This is a genomic window from Halosolutus amylolyticus, assembly GCF_023566055.1.
GTDB classification, from domain to species: domain Archaea; phylum Halobacteriota; class Halobacteria; order Halobacteriales; family Natrialbaceae; genus Halosolutus; species Halosolutus amylolyticus.
Window position 1 is genome coordinate 178016 of the sequence record NZ_JALIQP010000001.1, and the last position, 15439, is coordinate 193454.

Below are 15439 nucleotides of genomic sequence, written 5' to 3' on the forward strand. Positions count from 1 at the left end.
TCGATTCCTACCGACCCTCGAACTCCGGATCGCGATCCTCGAAGAAGGCGGTGACGCCCTCCTCGTGGTCGTCGGTCCCGAAGACGATCCCCTGTGCGGTCGCCTCGTCGACCAGGGCCTGCTCGATGGACTTGTCGAGCCCCTCGCGGACCAGGCGGTTCATCTGTCGCATCGCCACCGGCGGGCCGGAGACGATCGTCTCCACCAGATCCGCGACCCGCTCGTCGAACTCGTCGTCACTGTAGACGTGGTTGACGAGGCCGAGTTCTTCGGCGTGGTCCGCGCCGACGATGTCGCCGGTCAGGACCAGTTCCTGAGCGACGTTCTCGCCGACGACCCGCGGGAGGAGGTACGACGTGCCGGCGTCGACGCTCAGTCCCACCTGCCGGAAGACGAACCCGAAGGCGGCGTCCTCGGTCGCGAGCTGGATGTCGCAGGCCAGCGCGAGGTTCGCGCCCGCGCCGACGGCGGGGCCGTCGACGAGCGCGATCGTCGGCAGCGGGAACGTGACGAGTCGCGCCATCGTCTCGTTGGTCGTCCGCTCGAGGTAGCGAACCCGTTCGTCGATCGGCATGTCGCCCTGGATGCCCTCGATCATCGCCTCGACGTCCCCGCCAGCGGAGAACGACCCGCCCGACCCCTCGACCACGACGCAACGAGCGTCGCTCTCCTCGATCTCGTCGAGGGCCGCCACGATGCCCGCACCGATCTCCGCCGAGAGCGCGTTCCGGCGATCGGGCTGATCGAGCGTGATCGTCGCGACCCCGTCGTCCTCGACCTCGAGTTGCACCGCGTCACCGAGGGTCATTACTCTGCCTCCGCGGCTGATTCGTCTCGGTCGCGGAGTTTGAACTTCTGGACCTTGCCGGTCGTCGTCCGCGGGAGTTCCTCGACGAACTCGACCTCGCGGGGGTGTTTGTACTCCGCGAGGTTGGTCAGGCAGTACCCCTTGAGGTCGTCGGGCGTGACGTCCGCGTCGGGCGTGGGAACGACGAACGCCTTGACGGTCTCGCCGCGGCGCTCGTCGGGAATCCCGACCACTGCGGCGTCGGCGACGGCCTCGTGCTCGAAGAGGAGTTCCTCGACCTCCCGCGGGTAGACGTTGTAGCCGCCGGTGACGATCATGTGCTTCTCGCGATCGACGACGTAGAAGAAGCCGTCCTCGTCGTGATAGCCCAGGTCGCCCGTGTGGAACCAGCGTCTGCCGTCTTCCTCCGTGAACGCCTCCTCGTTGGCCTCGGGCAGGCCGTAGTAGCCTTTCATCACGTTCGGGCCAGAGACGACGAGTTCGCCGGTAATCTCACCGAGATCGACCGCTCCGGCGGCTTCGCCGTCTTCTCGCGGGCTTCGCCCGCTCGAACGGTTCGCGGAACTTCGTTCCGCGCTACCTTCGCCTCGTTGCGTCTTCGACGCAACGCTCTCCTCGTCGATCGGTCCCTCCTCAACGGGCGCGACCTCCTCGAAGTTCTCGTCGACGACCTTCGAGTCGACGCCGGGAACGGTCTTGCCGATGCTGCCGACGCGACGCCCCTCGATCGGGCTGTTGAAGTGGGTGATCGGGCTCGTCTCGGTCAGGCCGTACCCCTCGTAGATTTTCGGCTCGTAGCGGTCCTCGAACTGGCGCAGCACCTCGACGGGAATGCCGGAGCCGCCGACGCCACAGAGCCGCAGCGAGGAGAGGTCGAATGCCTCGGCGTCGGGCTGGTTGATGATGTCGTTGTACATCGCCGGGACGCCGTGCATCAGCGTCAGTTCCTCGTCCTCGACGATCGAGACGGCCTCTTGGGCGTCCCACTCGGGGACCGCGTAGTACATGCCGCCGTTGAACAGCGTCGAGTTCATCACGACGGTCATCCCGTAGATGTGGAACAGCGGCAGGACCCCGAGTTGCTTGTCGTCCGGGCGGATCCCGTCGGGAATGAGCTGGTCCGCCATGTCGGCGTTCGACGCGAGGTTCTCGTGGGTCAACTGGACGCCCTTGGGCTGGCCGGTCGTCCCGCTGGTGTAGGGCTGGACCGCGACGTCGTCGTCGGCCCGATCGACGATCTCGGGCGCGCCGCGGACGAGGAACTCCTCGAACGGCGTCGCGCCCTCCGCCTCGCCGCCCACGCTGACGACGTGCTCGACCGACGTGTCGTCCCGTACCTCGGTGACGAACGGGACGAGGTCGGCGAGCGTGACGACCACCTTGGCCTCGCTGTCGCCGAGCAGGTGACCGATCTCTCGGGCTTTGTACTGCGGGTTCATCGGAACGACGACCCCGCCGGCCCGGAGCGTCCCGTGGAAGGCGATCACGAACGGCGGGACGTTCGGCAGATAGATCGCGACGCGGTCGTCCGCGCCGAGGCCGCGTTCCTCGAGGGCGGCGGCGAACGCGCCCGTCTGCGCCCAGAACTCCTCGTACGTGGTCTCCTCGCCCTGGAATCCGATCGCGGGGGTGTCGCCGTGTTCCTCGACGGCTGCCGCGACGTTAGTGACAAGATTTGGCATGCCTCGTGAGGGACGTTGCCGTGTACCGTAAAAAAGATTTACATTGTTCGGTTCGATGCCCTGTTTTCTTTACCGAAGGTAACAGCGATACGAATCCGACGAAACGACGTCGCTCCACCCGGGGCACGCGAGGCACGGACGGAATCGAGCGGCGACGCTATCGAGCGGCGGGCGGGGCTCGAACGGGGTCGAGGGTATTTAGGCGCGTGCTCCTAACCCACCCGTAAACGATGTACCAGGACGTGCTCATTCCGACCGACGGCAGCGACGGCACGCGACGGGCGATCGCCCACGGGCTGACGATCGCCGATCGGTTCGACGCGACGGTGCACGCGCTGTCGGTCGTGCCGGAGGGGCCGCTCGGGACGCTCGAGAGCGACGAGGCCGAGCGGGCGGCCCAGCGGGCCGTCGCCCGCGTCGAGGCCGACGCACAGGACGACGGCCTTTCAGTGACGACGGCGGTCCGCCGGGGGGTGCCACACGAGGAAATTCTCGACTACGCGGACGAGCAGGGCGTCGACCTGATCATCATGGGGACGCAGGGACGGACCGGGCTCGATCGGGTCCTCGTCGGCAGCGTCACCGAGCGACTCGTCCGGATGGCCGACGTGCCGGTCGTCACCGTCAGGCTGACCGACGAGATCCGCATCGAGGACGTCGAGGAGGCGACCCGCCTCGCCCGGGAGACCGCCGAAGACGCCGGCCACGCGGACGTCTCGATCGTCGGGGAGCCACACCGAACCAGCGGGTCGTGGATCGTCAACGTCGAGACCGAGTCCGGGCTGATCCAGGTCGCCGTCGACGCCGTCAGCGGCGACGTTCGGATCGCCGAACGGGGCGACTGATACGGTTTACTGTACGTCAGTTCCGGCGCAACCGCGACCCGGGCGGCGGTTGCGCCGGTAACTCGGTACAGCAATCCGTATGAGACCGTACGAAGCCTGCCAGCGTGCCGCAGCGGCCGACCGAGAGCGCACGAAGGCGCGACCGATCCGGTGCCGATCAGTCGTCCGATCGATCGCGGGCACGGGTTCGTTCGTTCTCGGTGTCACAGGAACGCTGCGCCGTCTCGATGACGACCGGTGCCAGGGTGGCGGTGAGCGACCGCGCCAGGTCCGCGACGAGCACGCGCTGGTCGTCCGTGAGGTCGTCGCCAGCGGCCGACTCCAGGCGCTCGATCGCACGGGCGCGTTGCTCGCGTTCCACCTCGCAGGCTCGCTGGAGACACTGTACGGACAGCGAGTCGGGTTCGCGATCGGTGGTGGATCCAGCGGCCATCGCCCGCGAGTTGTGCGGACAGCGACCAGAAGCTACTCCCGAACGTCTTCGCCCGTTCTCGGCCGTCCGCGAATCGAACGCGACGGGGCCGGTCGAAGCCCGACGATCGGACAGGGGTACATGTTCGGGAGGAGGTACTGAACGGTCCCGTCCGTACGCACGGGTATGAACCCGTTCTCACGCGCATCGTCCGCGTCCGACTCGGCAGCCGATCCCGGCTTCGACGACTGGGGCGCGTTCGTTCCCGAGAACGTCCCCGACCCCGGCCCGTTCCTGGCCGAGCACGACGTCCTCGCCGGATCGAGACACGCCGCCTTCCACGCCCTCACGCGGGAGTGCTTCGAACAGCGCGGCGTCTACGACGCGACGTTCGGCTACAACCTCGCGAAACTCAATCTCGATCGTCGCCACCCGGAAGCAGGGTTCCGGTACGCCGAAGACGCCGACGATCCGGCCGTTCTGCGCGCCGAGTTCACCCCCACGACCGAGTTCTGTCCGCAGGCCGACGCGCTCGTCAAGGGCTCGTTCCGGGCCTGGAACGGCCTCCGCGATCGCCACGAGTACGACCTGGTCCGGGTTCGGGTGCACCCCTCCCACCACCAGGCGGTGGGGCTCAACGACGCGCTGGAGCGCCTCGAAGCCGAATTTCGCGAGACCGGGGCGGTCCCCGGCGAGTCCGGCGGCCCCGATCCGGGATCGTCCGACGGGACGCGGTCCTCCCCGTTCTAGACGCGAATGGGCGCGAGTAGTTCTGCGACGGTCGCGCGCTGGTCGCGCGCCTTCGTCGCGACCGGGATCGCCTTCTTCGTCGCCTGGCAGGTCGCCGTACTCGCCGGCTATCCGCGATCGGCGACGGTCGCGCTCGGCCTCTACGGCTTCGTCTTCCACGTCGTCTTCGGGAAGGGGTACCAGCTGATCCCCTCGTACTTCGGGCGGGCCCTCGCCGTTCCGCGGGCGCCGGCCGTTCACCTTCCGCTCGCGATGATCGGGACGATCGGCGCGTTCGCGGCCGGTGCCGGGATCGGCTCACGGCCGCTCGCCCTCGTCGGGGCGACGGGCTGGTTCGTCGGCTGTCTCGTCTTCGTCGCGAGCCTGCTCTGGACCGTCCGGGGCAACCTGACCGGCCGCGAGACAGCGACCGGGGCGACCGACGCCCATCGCGAGGGGGTCGATCGGCTGGCCAACGCCGCCGTCCCGGTCGTACTCGCGTACCTGCTGGTCGGATCGGGACTCCCCCTGGCGGCCGCCCTCGGTGTCGGGCCGCCGGGACTGCCCGGGAACGGCCCGTCGACGACCCACCTGCTCGCGGCCGGAGCGGCGGCCCTGCTGGTGTTCGCGATCGGGGTCAGGCTGTTACCGCGACTGCTCGTGGCCGATCCCGCGCCGGCGCTCGTCGCGATCGTCCTCCCCGCAGGCGCACTCGCGCCGGCGTTGCTCGCGATCGATTTCCACGGCGGCACGCTGTTTCGCGTCGGTGCCGGTCTCGAGGCGATCGCGCTGGTCGGATTCGCGATCACGTACGCCGACCTCCACCGGCAGAGCGATCGGGACCGCGCGGGGGGCCGGGCGATCCTCGCCGGCGTCGGCGCCGGCGCGCTCGTCGCCCTGCTTGGACTGTTGTTCGCGTTCGCGCCCGCCGCGAGCGTCCCGGCGACCGCGTTCACCGCCCACTACCGGCTCGCACTCGGCGGGTTCGTCGGCCTGACGATCGTCGGCGTTACGTACCACTTCTACCCGCCCGCGATCGCCACGGCCCCGGGTACCGGCGACCGGACCGCGAGGCTATCGATCGCGGTACTCGTCACCGGACTGGGACTGGAGGTCGCGGGCCTGCTCGCACCGATGCCGCCGCTGGTCGGGGCCGGCCGCTGGCTTTCGGTGCTCGGCGCGGCCCTGTACGCCGCCGTTCTCGGCGCGGTCTTTCACGCGCGACCGGGGTGAACTGGCCCGCGGGAGGCGCTACTCCGCCCGCGCCTCGAGCCAGCGGACCGCCGGGGTCGCGGTGATCCCGTGGACGACGATCGAGAGGAGGACGACCGCGCCGACGATGGCCCACACGAGATCGGCGTCGGGAAACGCGGCTTCGTTCAGCCCGTGGGCGAGGTAGTAGAACGAGCCGATCCCCCGGATGCCGAAGAAGGCGATCGTCGCCCGTTCGGCGGGGTCGCGATCGAACCCGAGAAACCCAACCACGCCGGCGAGGGGCCGGACGACGAACACGATCGCGATCGCCGCGACGATCGCCTCCGTCGTGAGTGGGTCGAGCAGTCCGCCGACGATCGCGCCGCCGAAAAAGAGCATGATGAGGGCCATCATCACCTGTTCGGCGAACTCGCTCACCTCGTGGAGAGATCGGTTGTACTCGTGCGAGCGCTCGTAGTGTCGGACCACGAGCGCCGCGACGAACACCGCGATGAACCCGTAGCCCCCGGCGAGTTCGGTTGCCCCGTAGACGAGCAGGGTTCCGGCGATCGCCTCGAGACCCTGAACCGACTCCGCGACGGGCGTATCGGGTTCCGTGGCGAAGACGAGTCTGGCGGTCAGGTAGCCGAGGAGGATCCCGAGGAGCACGCCGACGACGATCCGGTAACCGACGTCGACGATAAGCCACTCGCCCAGCCAGTTGCCGGGCGCGAGGCCGACGAGGGCGACCGCGATCGCCAGGTTCGTAAACGGGAAGGCCAGCCCATCGTTCAACCCCGCCTCGGAGGTGAGAGCGAACCGGACCTCGTCTTGCTTCCCGGCCGCCGCTTCCAGCGGCTCGGCCTCGGTACCCATTCCCGGTCCGCGGACCTGGACTTCCGACGCGAGCACCGGATCGGTCGGGGCGATACACGCGCCCAGCAGGATCGCGGTCGGGATCACGAGGCCGCTCCACCAGCCCAGCAGCGCCGCTCCGGCGATCGACAGCGGCATCGTGATCGCGAGCAGTCGCCACGTCGAGGCCCACGCGCGCAGGCCGGGCACGCGATCGATCTTCAGTCCGACGCCCATCAGCGCGACGATGACGCCCAGTTCCGCGAGGTGCTCCGTCGTCGTTCCCTGCTCTAGCGGGTCCGGCGGGGGGAGCCCGATCGGGGCACCGAACACGAGCATGCCGAGAGCGACGAAGAAGATCGGCATCGAGATCGCACGATCGGAGACGAACCGCGGGAGGACGGCGACGCCGAACAGTGCCACGCCGATCACGACCAGGCCAACGTTGTACAGCTCGAGGGCCATCTGGCTGGTCAGTCCTACGACAAATCACGCCTTTAGCCCGGTGCCGGCGTTTGCAGAACGAAGCCATTTGCCGCGAGACGGCGAGGCCACGTCCATGGACCGATCGCCCTCCGCCGAGCCCGGCGGGACGACGCGGCGGCGATTCCTGCGGGCTAGCGGGGTCGCCGCGCTCGCCGCAACCGCCGGCTGCATCGAAGAGATGGGAACGGAGTTCCCGAAAAACCGGACGTGGCCGACCGCGGAGTACGTCCCCTCGCTCCCCGTCGAAGAGCGATCGTCCGTGCTCGAGGAGCGGATCCCGGACCTCGCGAGTGCCGAAATCACCGACCCCGACGGCCTCGCGTCGACGCTCGGCGAATACGACATCGCGGTCGAGTCGATCGAACGGGAGCGGGACGTACTGGCGCTCGAGTACGTCAACGCGGATCACTATCGCGAGGGCGACCTCCACGACGTTGCCCTGATCGCGGGCGGCTACGCGGCGCTGGTCGACGCCGGCTACGACGCCGTCGCACTCGGGGCGACGATCCTCGACGACGCGCCGGCGTCGTACGGGTCGGTGACGGTCGAGACCTCGTGGGCGGAACAGTACAACGAGGGCGAACTGACGGCCGCCGAGTACGGCGAACTCGTCGTGAAAACGATCGAGTCACAGCGGTCGGAGCCGGCTGTCGGCGTCTCGCCCGAGGAGTAACGTCGGCGTGCTTCTCCGGCCGGGTCGACGCGCCGACTACTCGTCCACGGACACGCCGACGTCTGGATCGCCCGGTTCCGCCGCCGCGGATTCCTCCTCCGGTCCGATCCCGCTCGCGAGGACGCCCGCGATCCCGTCCGGACCGTGACGGTGGATCGTCAGGAGCATGTTCAGGACGAACAGGCCGAATCCGACCGTCATGAGGAGACTGCCCGCGACCGTCACGGCTGTCGGGAGGGCAACCAGCGGCCCCGCCGCCAGGCCGACGAACCCGACCAGCGTCAGCAGGAAGTCGGCTCGCTCGAGCCGATCGTCGTACAGGTCGTCGATCATCGGCACCTGCTCGAAGCCGAGCCGATCGCTGTAGCGATCGATCCAGATGATGAAGGGGACGATGTGGTAGAGCGAGCCGACCACGACGAACGCGAAGACGCCGACGAGGAGCACGTCGGTCCCGTCCGGATGCCCGAAAAGCGTGGCGTAGCTCGCGGGGTCGCGCCACCACGCCGGTACCGCGAGCGCGATCCACGCCGCGAGCGAGGCGACGACCACCCAGTACCGCTTCGTCATCGGGGATCGATCGACCGTCGAGTGCAGTAGTAGTCGGGCGACAACGACGGCGAACGCGGCGAGTCCGGCGAGAAGAGCGAGCGCCCCGATTCGAGCGGCCGGTTCCGACCCGAGGCCGCGGCTCGCGGCGAACAGGACCAGTCCGGCGGGAAAGAGCGCCTGCTCGAGGGCCAGCAGTCGCTCGTCGATCGGGTCGAACTCTGCCTGGGTGAACATCTGGCCGAGCTGTGCGAGCGCGCCGACGATCGTCGCGAGGACGGCGCCGTAGAGGGCGAGGGTCGCGTGGACGAGGAGGACGTCGCCCCTCGTGAGGGCGATCCCGTCGAAGGCCGGCCTCGTGAAGTCGACGGCCATGAGATAGCCGAGCGGTGCGAGGGTGGCGAAGCAGGCGAGCGCGAGCGCGAAGTGGCGCTCGGTGAAATCCAGCGGTCGGGCCGCCCACAGCGTCCGCCCGACGTTGTAGACGAACACCAGGAGACCCAGCAGGATCGCCGCCGCGACGAGGGGGAGCCACGCGAACGCGCCGGCGAGCAGGCAGGCGACGAACCCGACGAGCCCGGCGGTGACGAGCCACAGTTGGGCGATCGCGAGCCGTCGCGAGTGGATCGTCACGCCGGACCAGACGGGGACGAACTGGGTCATCGCCCCCATGATCGTCAGCCCGATCCAGCCGAGCAACAGCGCGTGAATCCGTGCGACGCCGGAGAGTCCAGGCACCGTCGTGACGGCCAGGACGGTCCCGCCGACGGCCGCGACGACGAGAAACGAAAGCGCCACGACGAAGTGCCGGAGCGGAATCGCCATCGGGGGCTGCTGGTCGGTCCGCAGCCCGCCCGGTATCTGGTTCATGGGCGATCGTACGGCCGCCACGTCCGTCCCGTTGTAGCCGAACACGTTCGGAGGGGACTGTTTGCCCGTGGCCGTCCTATCGTGGCCTATGACAGCCGAGACGACGATCGATCAGCGCGCACAGCAGGCCCGGACGACGACGGTCGAGGTCCGGTGTACCGGTCACGTCCGCGACGCCGTCGGATCCCACGAACTCGAGTACACCTTCGAGGGCGATCGACTCCGGGAGTTCCTCGAATCGTTCTTCGCGGAGTACGACGTCGAGGACATGCTCATCGCCGAGACCGAGGCCGAGGCGACCGCCCACGGCTGGGCACCCGTTCCCGACGAACTGCCGGGCACCTGGCGCAAGAACCCCGAGGGGGACCAGACCCGACCCTACGCCCGCGTCTGCATCAACGGGCGGTTCAACGAGCACTACGAGGGGTTCGAGACGACACTCGAGGACGGCGATCGGGTCGCGCTGATCTACCCGTTCATGTTCTGTTGCTGACCGGGAGGAGCCGAACAGGTTCGTCTCAGATCTTACCCCGGCGGGGAGCCAACGACCGACCATGACCGAAGACGTCGCCGACGTCGAACCCGTGACGCGTCGCGAGCACGACGCCTCGTGGTCCGCGAACCTCGAGAAACCCCGCCACGCCGACGATCGCGACCTCGTGATCGAGCAGGCCAGGGACGCGATCGCGGCCACCGCAGGCGGCTATCACGTCAACCTCGTCACCCACGGCGACCACGGCCACCCCGAGGAGTACCTCTGGGACGAACTCGAGGCGACCTTCGACGGGATCGACGTGGAGTACGTCGATCAGTGTGGCTGTGGCGGCCACGTCACGCGAGTCCACGTCGCGTCGTCGGAGTGACTCGAGCCGTCGGTCTGACCGCGGTTCCGCGTCGGAACGCGCAAAATATGCGAACGTTTACTAATGTCTAGCATACTTGTGAGAGTATGTCAACCGATCGGGCAGACCCACAACTACGAATCGACGCCGGAACGTACGAGGACACCCTGGTCGGCCTCCTTCTCGTCGTCCAGTTTGCCCTGGGGGCGATGATAGCCCTCGTCACGGTTGGCTGGCTGTTCTTCACGCTCAACGCCGCATTCGATCCGAATCGGTCGGTCTGGTACTTTTCAGAAGCGATTCCGCTAGTGATCGCGATGGCGGCGGCGCTCTACGCCCTCAGCTACCTGTACGAGAAATAGAAGGTCGTCCCGTATCCGTCTCGTGCCACGCGAACCGCCTCGGGCCTCGACCCGGGGCGGCGCTCAATCGGCCGCGCCACCGATCGCGGATCCGGCCCCCTCGAGCCGGATCTCGTCTTCGCGCAGGTAACACTGCGGATCCGGCGCGAAGAGGTCGCTGGTCTCGGCGAGCGCCCGCAGTCGGGAGCCGCCGCGGCAGATCGACTGGTACCGACAGTCCGCGCACTTCCCGGTCAGGTGGTCCTCCCGGTTCCGGAGCGCGCGCAGGAGCGGGTTGGACTCGTCCTCCCAGATCTCGCCGAACGGCCGATCGCGGACGTTTCCCAGGCTGTAGCCCTGCCAGAACTGGGTCGGGTGGACGTTGCCCTCGTAGTCGACGTCGGCGACCCGCTCGCCCGTCGGATCGCCGCCGTTTCGCTCCAGGTGGTCGTAGACGGCCCGGGCTTTCGCCTCGCCGAACTCCTCGCGGGCGTACTTGACGAGGAACGCGGCGTCGGCGTAGTTGCCGACCAGCAGGGTCTCGATCTCCTCGCCTTGCGAGTGGTACTCCAGCGTCATCTCGGCGAGGCGTTCGACCGCAGCCCGCTTTTCCTCGGGCGACAGGTCGAGGTCGGCGATGTCGGCACCCCGGCCGCCGTAATCGAGGTGGTAGAAACAGAACCGATCGAGGCCGACGTCGACGAGCAGGTCGACGACGCCCTCCAGGTCCGGCGCGTTGGCTTCGGTGATCGTGTACCGGAGCCCGGTCTTGAGGCCGACGTCGAGGCAGTTCTCGATGCCGCGGACGGCCGCGTCGAACGCGCCCTCCTCGCCGCGGAACGCGTCGTTTCGCTCCGGGAGGCCGTCGACCGAGATGCCGGCGTACTGGAGTCCGGCATCTCGCAACGCCGCCGCCTTTTCGCGAGTGAGGAGCGTTCCGTTCGAGGAGAGGACGGGGCGCAGCCCCAGGTCCGCCGCGTAGTCGACGAGTTCGACCAGATCGTCCCGCACGAGCGGTTCGCCGCCCGAAAAGAGGATCACGGGGGCCCCGTAGTCGGCAAGTTGCTCGAGGAACGTCTTCGCCTCGGCCGTCGAGAACTCCCCGGTGCCGGGCTCGAGATCCGCCCCGGCGTAGCAGTGCGAGCAGTAGAGGTTACACTGGCGAGTCGTGTTCCAGACGACCACGGGACGGCGCTGTTTCTCCTCGGTGATCTGGGGTTTCGAGGACTCGTCGGCCGCGTCGTATCGCAGTCCGTCGCTCTCGGCGTCGAGGTCACAGAGGAGTTTACTGATCGAGATCACGAGTCGCTCACCTGCGGCGTGCCTTCGGTTTCTTCGTAGACGCGCGGTTCCGCTTCCTCGCCGTCTCCGATCGCGTCCGCGCCGTCGGCGTCGCGGTCACCGTCTCGATCGGCCGCGTCGGCCGCGAGGCCCCGGGAGGAGTAGCGCTCGACCGCGTCGGCAGGACAGCACCAGACGTCGACGGCGTACCAGCCGAACAGCCGCGAGGCGTGTTCGTGGGCCTCCGGCCCGCTCGCGGCGGCCACGCTCCCGACGTGTCGCATCGGACTCCCCTCCTCCTGGCGGACGAACACTTCCCACTGTCGGGTCGGGTTCCCGCGCTCGTCGCTCTCGACCCGCGATCGCTGTTCCTTCTCGACCATGCCTAGACGTTCGAAACGGGATCGAAGGACGTTCCCCTAACTCCCAGCGGGTGGGAACACCCGCCCCGTCGCCCGAACATATTTGCCCGTCTTCCCGACCCGCGGGAAGAACGGCGGCGGCTTTGGAGCGACGCCCCCGACTCACGACCGATGCGCCCCCGCCAGTTCGACACGTCCGACCGACCGTTCGTCCTCATCTGGGAACTCACCCAGGCCTGTGCGCTGGCCTGTGACCACTGCCGGGCCGACGCGAAGCCGAACCGCCACCCCGACGAACTCTCGACCGCGGAGGGGAAGGCTCTCCTCGAGCAGGCGGCTGAGTTCGGCGAGGGCCAGTTGATCGTCCTCTCCGGCGGCGACCCGCTCGTCCGCGAGGACGTGACGGAACTCGTCGCCTACGGGGACGACCTCGGCCACCGGATGACGATCACGCCCAGCGGAACGCATTCGCTGACCGCCGATCGGATCGAGGACCTCGCCGACGCCGGCCTGAAACGGATGGCCGTCAGCCTCGACGGCGCTGCCCCCGAGAGCCACGACGCGTTCCGGGGCGAGGAGGGAAGCTTCGCGGAGACGATCCGGGCCGTCGAGGACGCCCGTGAGGCCGGCCTGCCGGTCCAGGTCAACACGACCATCTGTCGGCAGACCGTGGGCGAACTCCCCGCGATCCGCGACCTGCTCGAGGATATCGGGGCCGTCATGTGGAGCGTCTTCTTCCTCGTTCCCGTGGGGCGCGGGCGGGTCCTGGAGCCGATCGATCCCGACGAGGCCGACGCCGTGATGGCGTGGCTCGACGAGGTCAGCGACACGTCGCCCTTCGGCGTCAAGACCACGGAGGCACCTCACTACCGCCGCGTGTCGCTCCAGCGCCGGACCGCGGCCGCCGACAGCCCGCCGGAACGCAACGAAGGCGTCTCCCGCCGGACCGGCATCGTCGCCGGCGACGGCTTCGCCTTCGTCAGCCACACTGGCGAGGTCTTCCCTTCGGGCTTCCTGCCGGAGTCGGCCGGCAACGTCCGCGATCGACCCGTCCACGAACTCTACCGGGACTCGGACCTGTTCACGTCGCTCCGCGATCGCGATCGACTCAAGGGGAAGTGCGGCGCCTGTCCGTACCGATCGGTCTGCGGCGGAAGCCGATCCCGGGCGTTCGCCCACACCGGTGATCCCCTCGAGAGCGATCCGCTCTGTCCGTTCGTCCCCGAAGAGTACGACGGGCCGCTGCCGTGGGACGACGGGACGACAGCCCGCACGCCGGCAGACGACTGAGAACGGATCTCCTCGTTCGATCGCGGGGACACGACGAAAAGCGACGGTGGCCGGGTCCGCGCCGACCGACTGACCGATACCAGCTGTGGGGCCTCGAGACACGAACCCCGCGCGCCACCGATCTTGGCCCTGCCCGGAACGGCGGGCCGTGTCGCCGTTCGTGGGCCGATCGTCGCACGCGGCGATCGAATCGCCGGGTGAGCGTCACGATCGAATCCGGTGGTGGGTCTCACGATGCGATCGCGTCGCGTGCACGTAGTGATTCCGGGCGGACCGCCGTCGTCGTAACGGCGAACGCGTTCGGACGGCCGCCGGCGCGCTCGATCGAGGCCTTACTCGAGCACGACGAGCGTGTCGCCCATGTCGACGCTATCGCCCTCGGCGACGGCGATGTCGGAGACGGTACCGCCGCGAGAGGCGACGATATCGTTCTCCATCTTCATCGCCTCGAGCACGACGAGGACGTCGCCCGCGGCGACCTCGTCACCGACGTCGACCTCGATGTCGAGGATCGTCCCCTGCATCTCGGCGTCGACGGTCTCGCCGTCTCCCTCGACCGCGCCAGTGCTCTCGCCGCCGGAGCCGCCGGCGGGCTGGGGCGGACTGGCCGCCTGGGCGTTCCCGCCGTCGCCGGTCGGAATCGCCGGCGCGCCGTGTTCTTCCAGTTCGACCTCGAAGCGCTTGCCGTTGACCTCGACCGTGAACTCGCGTTCGACGCTCTCCTCGTCCTCGCCGCCACCGTCGCCGACGTCGCCGCCCCACTGTTCCTGGGCCTCCTCGATGCGGCTCTGGTCGAGTTCCTCGTCGAGGTACTTCGTCGTGTGCGTGCTCGCGACGAACTCCTCGTCGGTCAGCATCAGCCGGTGGAACGGGATGATCGTCGGGATCCCCTCGATGTCGTACTCGCGAAGCGCGCGGAGCGATCGCTCGATACACTCGTCGCGGTCCTCGCCCCAGACGACCAGCTTCGCGATCATCGAGTCGTAGTCGGTGACGAGGTCGTCGCCCTGACGGAGCGCGTCGTCCATCCGGACGCCGACCCCGCCTGGCGGGTCGTACGTTTCGAGCGTGCCACCGGTCGCGGGCGCGAAGTCGTTGGCCGCGTTCTCGGCGTTGATCCGGAACTCCATCGCGTGGCCGTCGATCTCGACCTCGTCCTGGTCGAAGTCGATCTCCTCGCCGGCGGCGATCCGGATCTGGCGCTTGACGATGTCGATGCCCGTGATCTCCTCGGTGACCGTGTGCTCGACCTGGATCCGGGTGTTGACCTCGAGGAAGTAGAAGTTCGCGTCCGGACCGAGCGGACCGTCCCGACCGGGCTCTTCCTCGACGAGGAACTCGACGGTCCCGGCGTTCGTGTAGTCGGCAGCGGCGACCCCGCGTCGGGCCGCCTCGCCGATCTTCTCGCGGAGTTCGTCGGTCAGCGCCGCGGACGGCCCCTCCTCGATGACCTTCTGGTGGCGGCGCTGGAGCGAACAGTCGCGTTCGCCGAGGTGACGGACGTTGCCGTGCTCGTCGGCGACGATCTGGACCTCGATGTGCCGGGGCTGTTCGAGGTAGCGCTCGAGGTAGACCGAGTCGTTGTCGAAGTAGGCCTCGCCCTCGCGCTTCGCGCTCTCGAGCTGGTCTTCGACCTCGCTCTCGTCCCAGACGACCTTCATCCCGCGGCCGCCGCCGCCACCCTCGGCCTTGATCGCGATCGGGTAGCCGTGCTCCTCACCGAACTCTTTGACCTCCTCGGGTTCGGTGACGGGATCCGTGGTCCCGGGGACGATCGGCACGTCGGCCTCGCTCATGATCGTCCGGGCCTTGGTCTTCTCGCCCAGCGACTCCATCGCCTCGGCCGACGGGCCGATCCAGGTGATTCCCTCCGCGTCCTCGACCTTGCTCGCGAACTCGGCGTTCTCGGCGAGGAAGCCGTAGCCGGGGTGGATGGCGTCGGCGTCGGCCTTCCGTGCGGCCTCGACGACGGCCTCATGATCCAGGTACGAGTCCGCCGCCCGCGCGGGCCCCACGTTGTACGCCTCGTCGGCGTAGCGCACGTGCCCCGAGTCCTTGTCTGCCTCGGAGTAGATCGCGACAGTTCCGACGTTCAGTTCCTCACACGCCCGCATCACTCTGACGGCGATTTCTCCGCGGTTCGCGACGAGAACCTTCCTGAACATTCCTGTTGAAAGCGTCACGGGGGCACTACCTTACTTTTTCGCAAGTGGTTCGTCA

General features: G+C 68.5%; 16 protein-coding genes. 8 read left to right on the forward strand and 8 right to left on the reverse strand.

The window, feature by feature from the left end:
* Positions 1-7: 7 nt before the first annotated feature.
* A complete protein-coding gene (locus MUN73_RS00875; protein WP_250138566.1) occupies positions 8-808 on the reverse strand; it encodes an enoyl-CoA hydratase-related protein in 801 nt (266 codons plus the stop codon).
* Positions 808-2490 carry a long-chain-fatty-acid--CoA ligase gene (locus MUN73_RS00880; RefSeq protein WP_250138567.1) on the reverse strand — a complete coding sequence of 561 codons (1683 nt, stop codon included), beginning with the start codon at positions 2488-2490 and terminating at the stop codon, positions 808-810. Before MUN73_RS00880 ends, MUN73_RS00875 begins: the two co-directional genes overlap by 1 nt.
* 230 nt (positions 2491-2720) lie before the next feature.
* On the opposite strand from MUN73_RS00880, the gene MUN73_RS00885 reads away from it, so the two are divergent.
* Positions 2721-3335, forward strand: a complete 615-nt coding sequence (locus MUN73_RS00885) for a universal stress protein (RefSeq protein ID WP_250138568.1) — start codon at positions 2721-2723, stop codon at positions 3333-3335.
* A gap of 157 nt (positions 3336-3492) precedes the next feature.
* Here MUN73_RS00885 and MUN73_RS00890 read toward each other — a convergent pair whose 3' ends face one another.
* A complete protein-coding gene (locus tag MUN73_RS00890) occupies positions 3493-3768 on the reverse strand; it encodes a hypothetical protein (protein WP_250138569.1) in 276 nt (91 codons plus the stop codon).
* 165 nt (positions 3769-3933) lie between these two features.
* On the opposite strand from MUN73_RS00890, the gene MUN73_RS00895 reads away from it, so the two are divergent.
* Positions 3934-4497, forward strand: coding sequence for a DUF7998 family protein (locus tag MUN73_RS00895; protein WP_250138570.1), 564 nt, complete (start codon positions 3934-3936; stop codon positions 4495-4497).
* Between the two features lie 6 nt (positions 4498-4503).
* A complete protein-coding gene (locus tag MUN73_RS00900; RefSeq protein WP_250138571.1) occupies positions 4504-5709 on the forward strand; it encodes a hypothetical protein in 1206 nt (401 codons plus the stop codon).
* Between the two features lie 18 nt (positions 5710-5727).
* On the opposite strand, the gene MUN73_RS00905 is transcribed toward MUN73_RS00900, so the two are convergent.
* Positions 5728-6990, reverse strand: coding sequence for a cation:proton antiporter (locus MUN73_RS00905; RefSeq protein WP_250138572.1), 1263 nt, complete (start codon positions 6988-6990; stop codon positions 5728-5730).
* 94 nt (positions 6991-7084) lie between these two features.
* Here MUN73_RS00905 and MUN73_RS00910 point away from each other — a divergent pair, with 94 nt between their 5' ends.
* Complete coding sequence (locus tag MUN73_RS00910) at positions 7085-7684, forward strand: DUF8159 domain-containing protein (protein WP_250138573.1); 600 nt, start codon at positions 7085-7087, stop codon at positions 7682-7684.
* 36 nt (positions 7685-7720) lie between these two features.
* Here the strand turns inward: MUN73_RS00910 and MUN73_RS00915 are convergent, their stop codons facing one another.
* Complete coding sequence (locus tag MUN73_RS00915; protein WP_250138574.1) at positions 7721-9103, reverse strand: heme-copper oxidase family protein; 1383 nt, start codon at positions 9101-9103, stop codon at positions 7721-7723.
* 88 nt (positions 9104-9191) lie between these two features.
* Here MUN73_RS00915 and MUN73_RS00920 point away from each other — a divergent pair, with 88 nt between their 5' ends.
* From MUN73_RS00920 to MUN73_RS00930, 3 genes are all read left to right on the forward strand, one after another.
* A complete protein-coding gene (locus MUN73_RS00920; RefSeq protein WP_250138575.1) occupies positions 9192-9596 on the forward strand; it encodes a ubiquitin family protein in 405 nt (134 codons plus the stop codon).
* A gap of 61 nt (positions 9597-9657) precedes the next feature.
* Positions 9658-9966 carry a CGCGG family putative rSAM-modified RiPP protein gene (locus MUN73_RS00925; protein WP_250138576.1) on the forward strand — a complete coding sequence of 103 codons (309 nt, stop codon included), beginning with the start codon at positions 9658-9660 and terminating at the stop codon, positions 9964-9966.
* A gap of 86 nt (positions 9967-10052) precedes the next feature.
* The gene (locus MUN73_RS00930) at positions 10053-10307 is read left to right on the forward strand and encodes a hypothetical protein (protein ID WP_250138577.1); all 255 of its coding nucleotides are present in this window, start codon (positions 10053-10055) and stop codon (positions 10305-10307) included.
* Positions 10308-10370: 63 nt separating this feature from the next.
* On the opposite strand, the gene MUN73_RS00935 is transcribed toward MUN73_RS00930, so the two are convergent.
* Positions 10371-11588, reverse strand: coding sequence for a TIGR04347 family pseudo-SAM/SPASM protein (locus MUN73_RS00935; RefSeq protein WP_250138578.1), 1218 nt, complete (start codon positions 11586-11588; stop codon positions 10371-10373).
* Positions 11585-11950: an Htur_1727 family rSAM-partnered candidate RiPP gene (locus tag MUN73_RS00940; RefSeq protein WP_250138579.1), complete on the reverse strand. Its 366-nt coding sequence runs from the start codon at positions 11948-11950 to the stop codon at positions 11585-11587. Before MUN73_RS00940 ends, MUN73_RS00935 begins: the two co-directional genes overlap by 4 nt.
* Positions 11951-12100: 150 nt before the next feature.
* Here MUN73_RS00940 and MUN73_RS00945 point away from each other — a divergent pair, with 150 nt between their 5' ends.
* Positions 12101-13219 carry a TIGR04053 family radical SAM/SPASM domain-containing protein gene (locus tag MUN73_RS00945; RefSeq protein ID WP_250138580.1) on the forward strand — a complete coding sequence of 373 codons (1119 nt, stop codon included), beginning with the start codon at positions 12101-12103 and terminating at the stop codon, positions 13217-13219.
* Between the two features lie 332 nt (positions 13220-13551).
* Here MUN73_RS00945 and MUN73_RS00950 read toward each other — a convergent pair whose 3' ends face one another.
* Positions 13552-15384, reverse strand: coding sequence for an acetyl-CoA carboxylase biotin carboxylase subunit (locus MUN73_RS00950; protein ID WP_250139592.1), 1833 nt, complete (start codon positions 15382-15384; stop codon positions 13552-13554).
* Between the last annotated feature and the right edge of the window lie 55 nt (positions 15385-15439).

Bases quoted from the DNA above. Each gene is read 5' to 3' on its own strand.
- MUN73_RS00910 (WP_250138573.1), top strand. From the start codon at position 7,085: ATGGACCGATCGCCCTCCGCCGAGCCCGGCGGGACGACGCGGCGGCGA.
- MUN73_RS00875 (WP_250138566.1), bottom strand. From the start codon at position 808: ATGACCCTCGGTGACGCGGTGCAACTCGAGGTCGAGGACGACGGGGTC.
- MUN73_RS00920 (WP_250138575.1), top strand. From the start codon at position 9,192: ATGACAGCCGAGACGACGATCGATCAGCGCGCACAGCAGGCCCGGACG.
- MUN73_RS00925 (WP_250138576.1), top strand. From the start codon at position 9,658: ATGACCGAAGACGTCGCCGACGTCGAACCCGTGACGCGTCGCGAGCAC.
- MUN73_RS00905 (WP_250138572.1), bottom strand. From the start codon at position 6,990: ATGGCCCTCGAGCTGTACAACGTTGGCCTGGTCGTGATCGGCGTGGCA.
- MUN73_RS00930 (WP_250138577.1), top strand. From the start codon at position 10,053: ATGTCAACCGATCGGGCAGACCCACAACTACGAATCGACGCCGGAACG.
- MUN73_RS00900 (WP_250138571.1), top strand. From the start codon at position 4,504: ATGGGCGCGAGTAGTTCTGCGACGGTCGCGCGCTGGTCGCGCGCCTTC.
- MUN73_RS00890 (WP_250138569.1), bottom strand. From the start codon at position 3,768: ATGGCCGCTGGATCCACCACCGATCGCGAACCCGACTCGCTGTCCGTA.
- MUN73_RS00915 (WP_250138574.1), bottom strand. From the start codon at position 9,103: ATGAACCAGATACCGGGCGGGCTGCGGACCGACCAGCAGCCCCCGATG.
- MUN73_RS00885 (WP_250138568.1), top strand. From the start codon at position 2,721: ATGTACCAGGACGTGCTCATTCCGACCGACGGCAGCGACGGCACGCGA.
- MUN73_RS00945 (WP_250138580.1), top strand. From the start codon at position 12,101: ATGCGCCCCCGCCAGTTCGACACGTCCGACCGACCGTTCGTCCTCATC.
- MUN73_RS00940 (WP_250138579.1), bottom strand. From the start codon at position 11,950: ATGGTCGAGAAGGAACAGCGATCGCGGGTCGAGAGCGACGAGCGCGGG.
- MUN73_RS00880 (WP_250138567.1), bottom strand. From the start codon at position 2,490: ATGCCAAATCTTGTCACTAACGTCGCGGCAGCCGTCGAGGAACACGGC.
- MUN73_RS00950 (WP_250139592.1), bottom strand. From the start codon at position 15,384: ATGTTCAGGAAGGTTCTCGTCGCGAACCGCGGAGAAATCGCCGTCAGA.
- MUN73_RS00895 (WP_250138570.1), top strand. From the start codon at position 3,934: ATGAACCCGTTCTCACGCGCATCGTCCGCGTCCGACTCGGCAGCCGAT.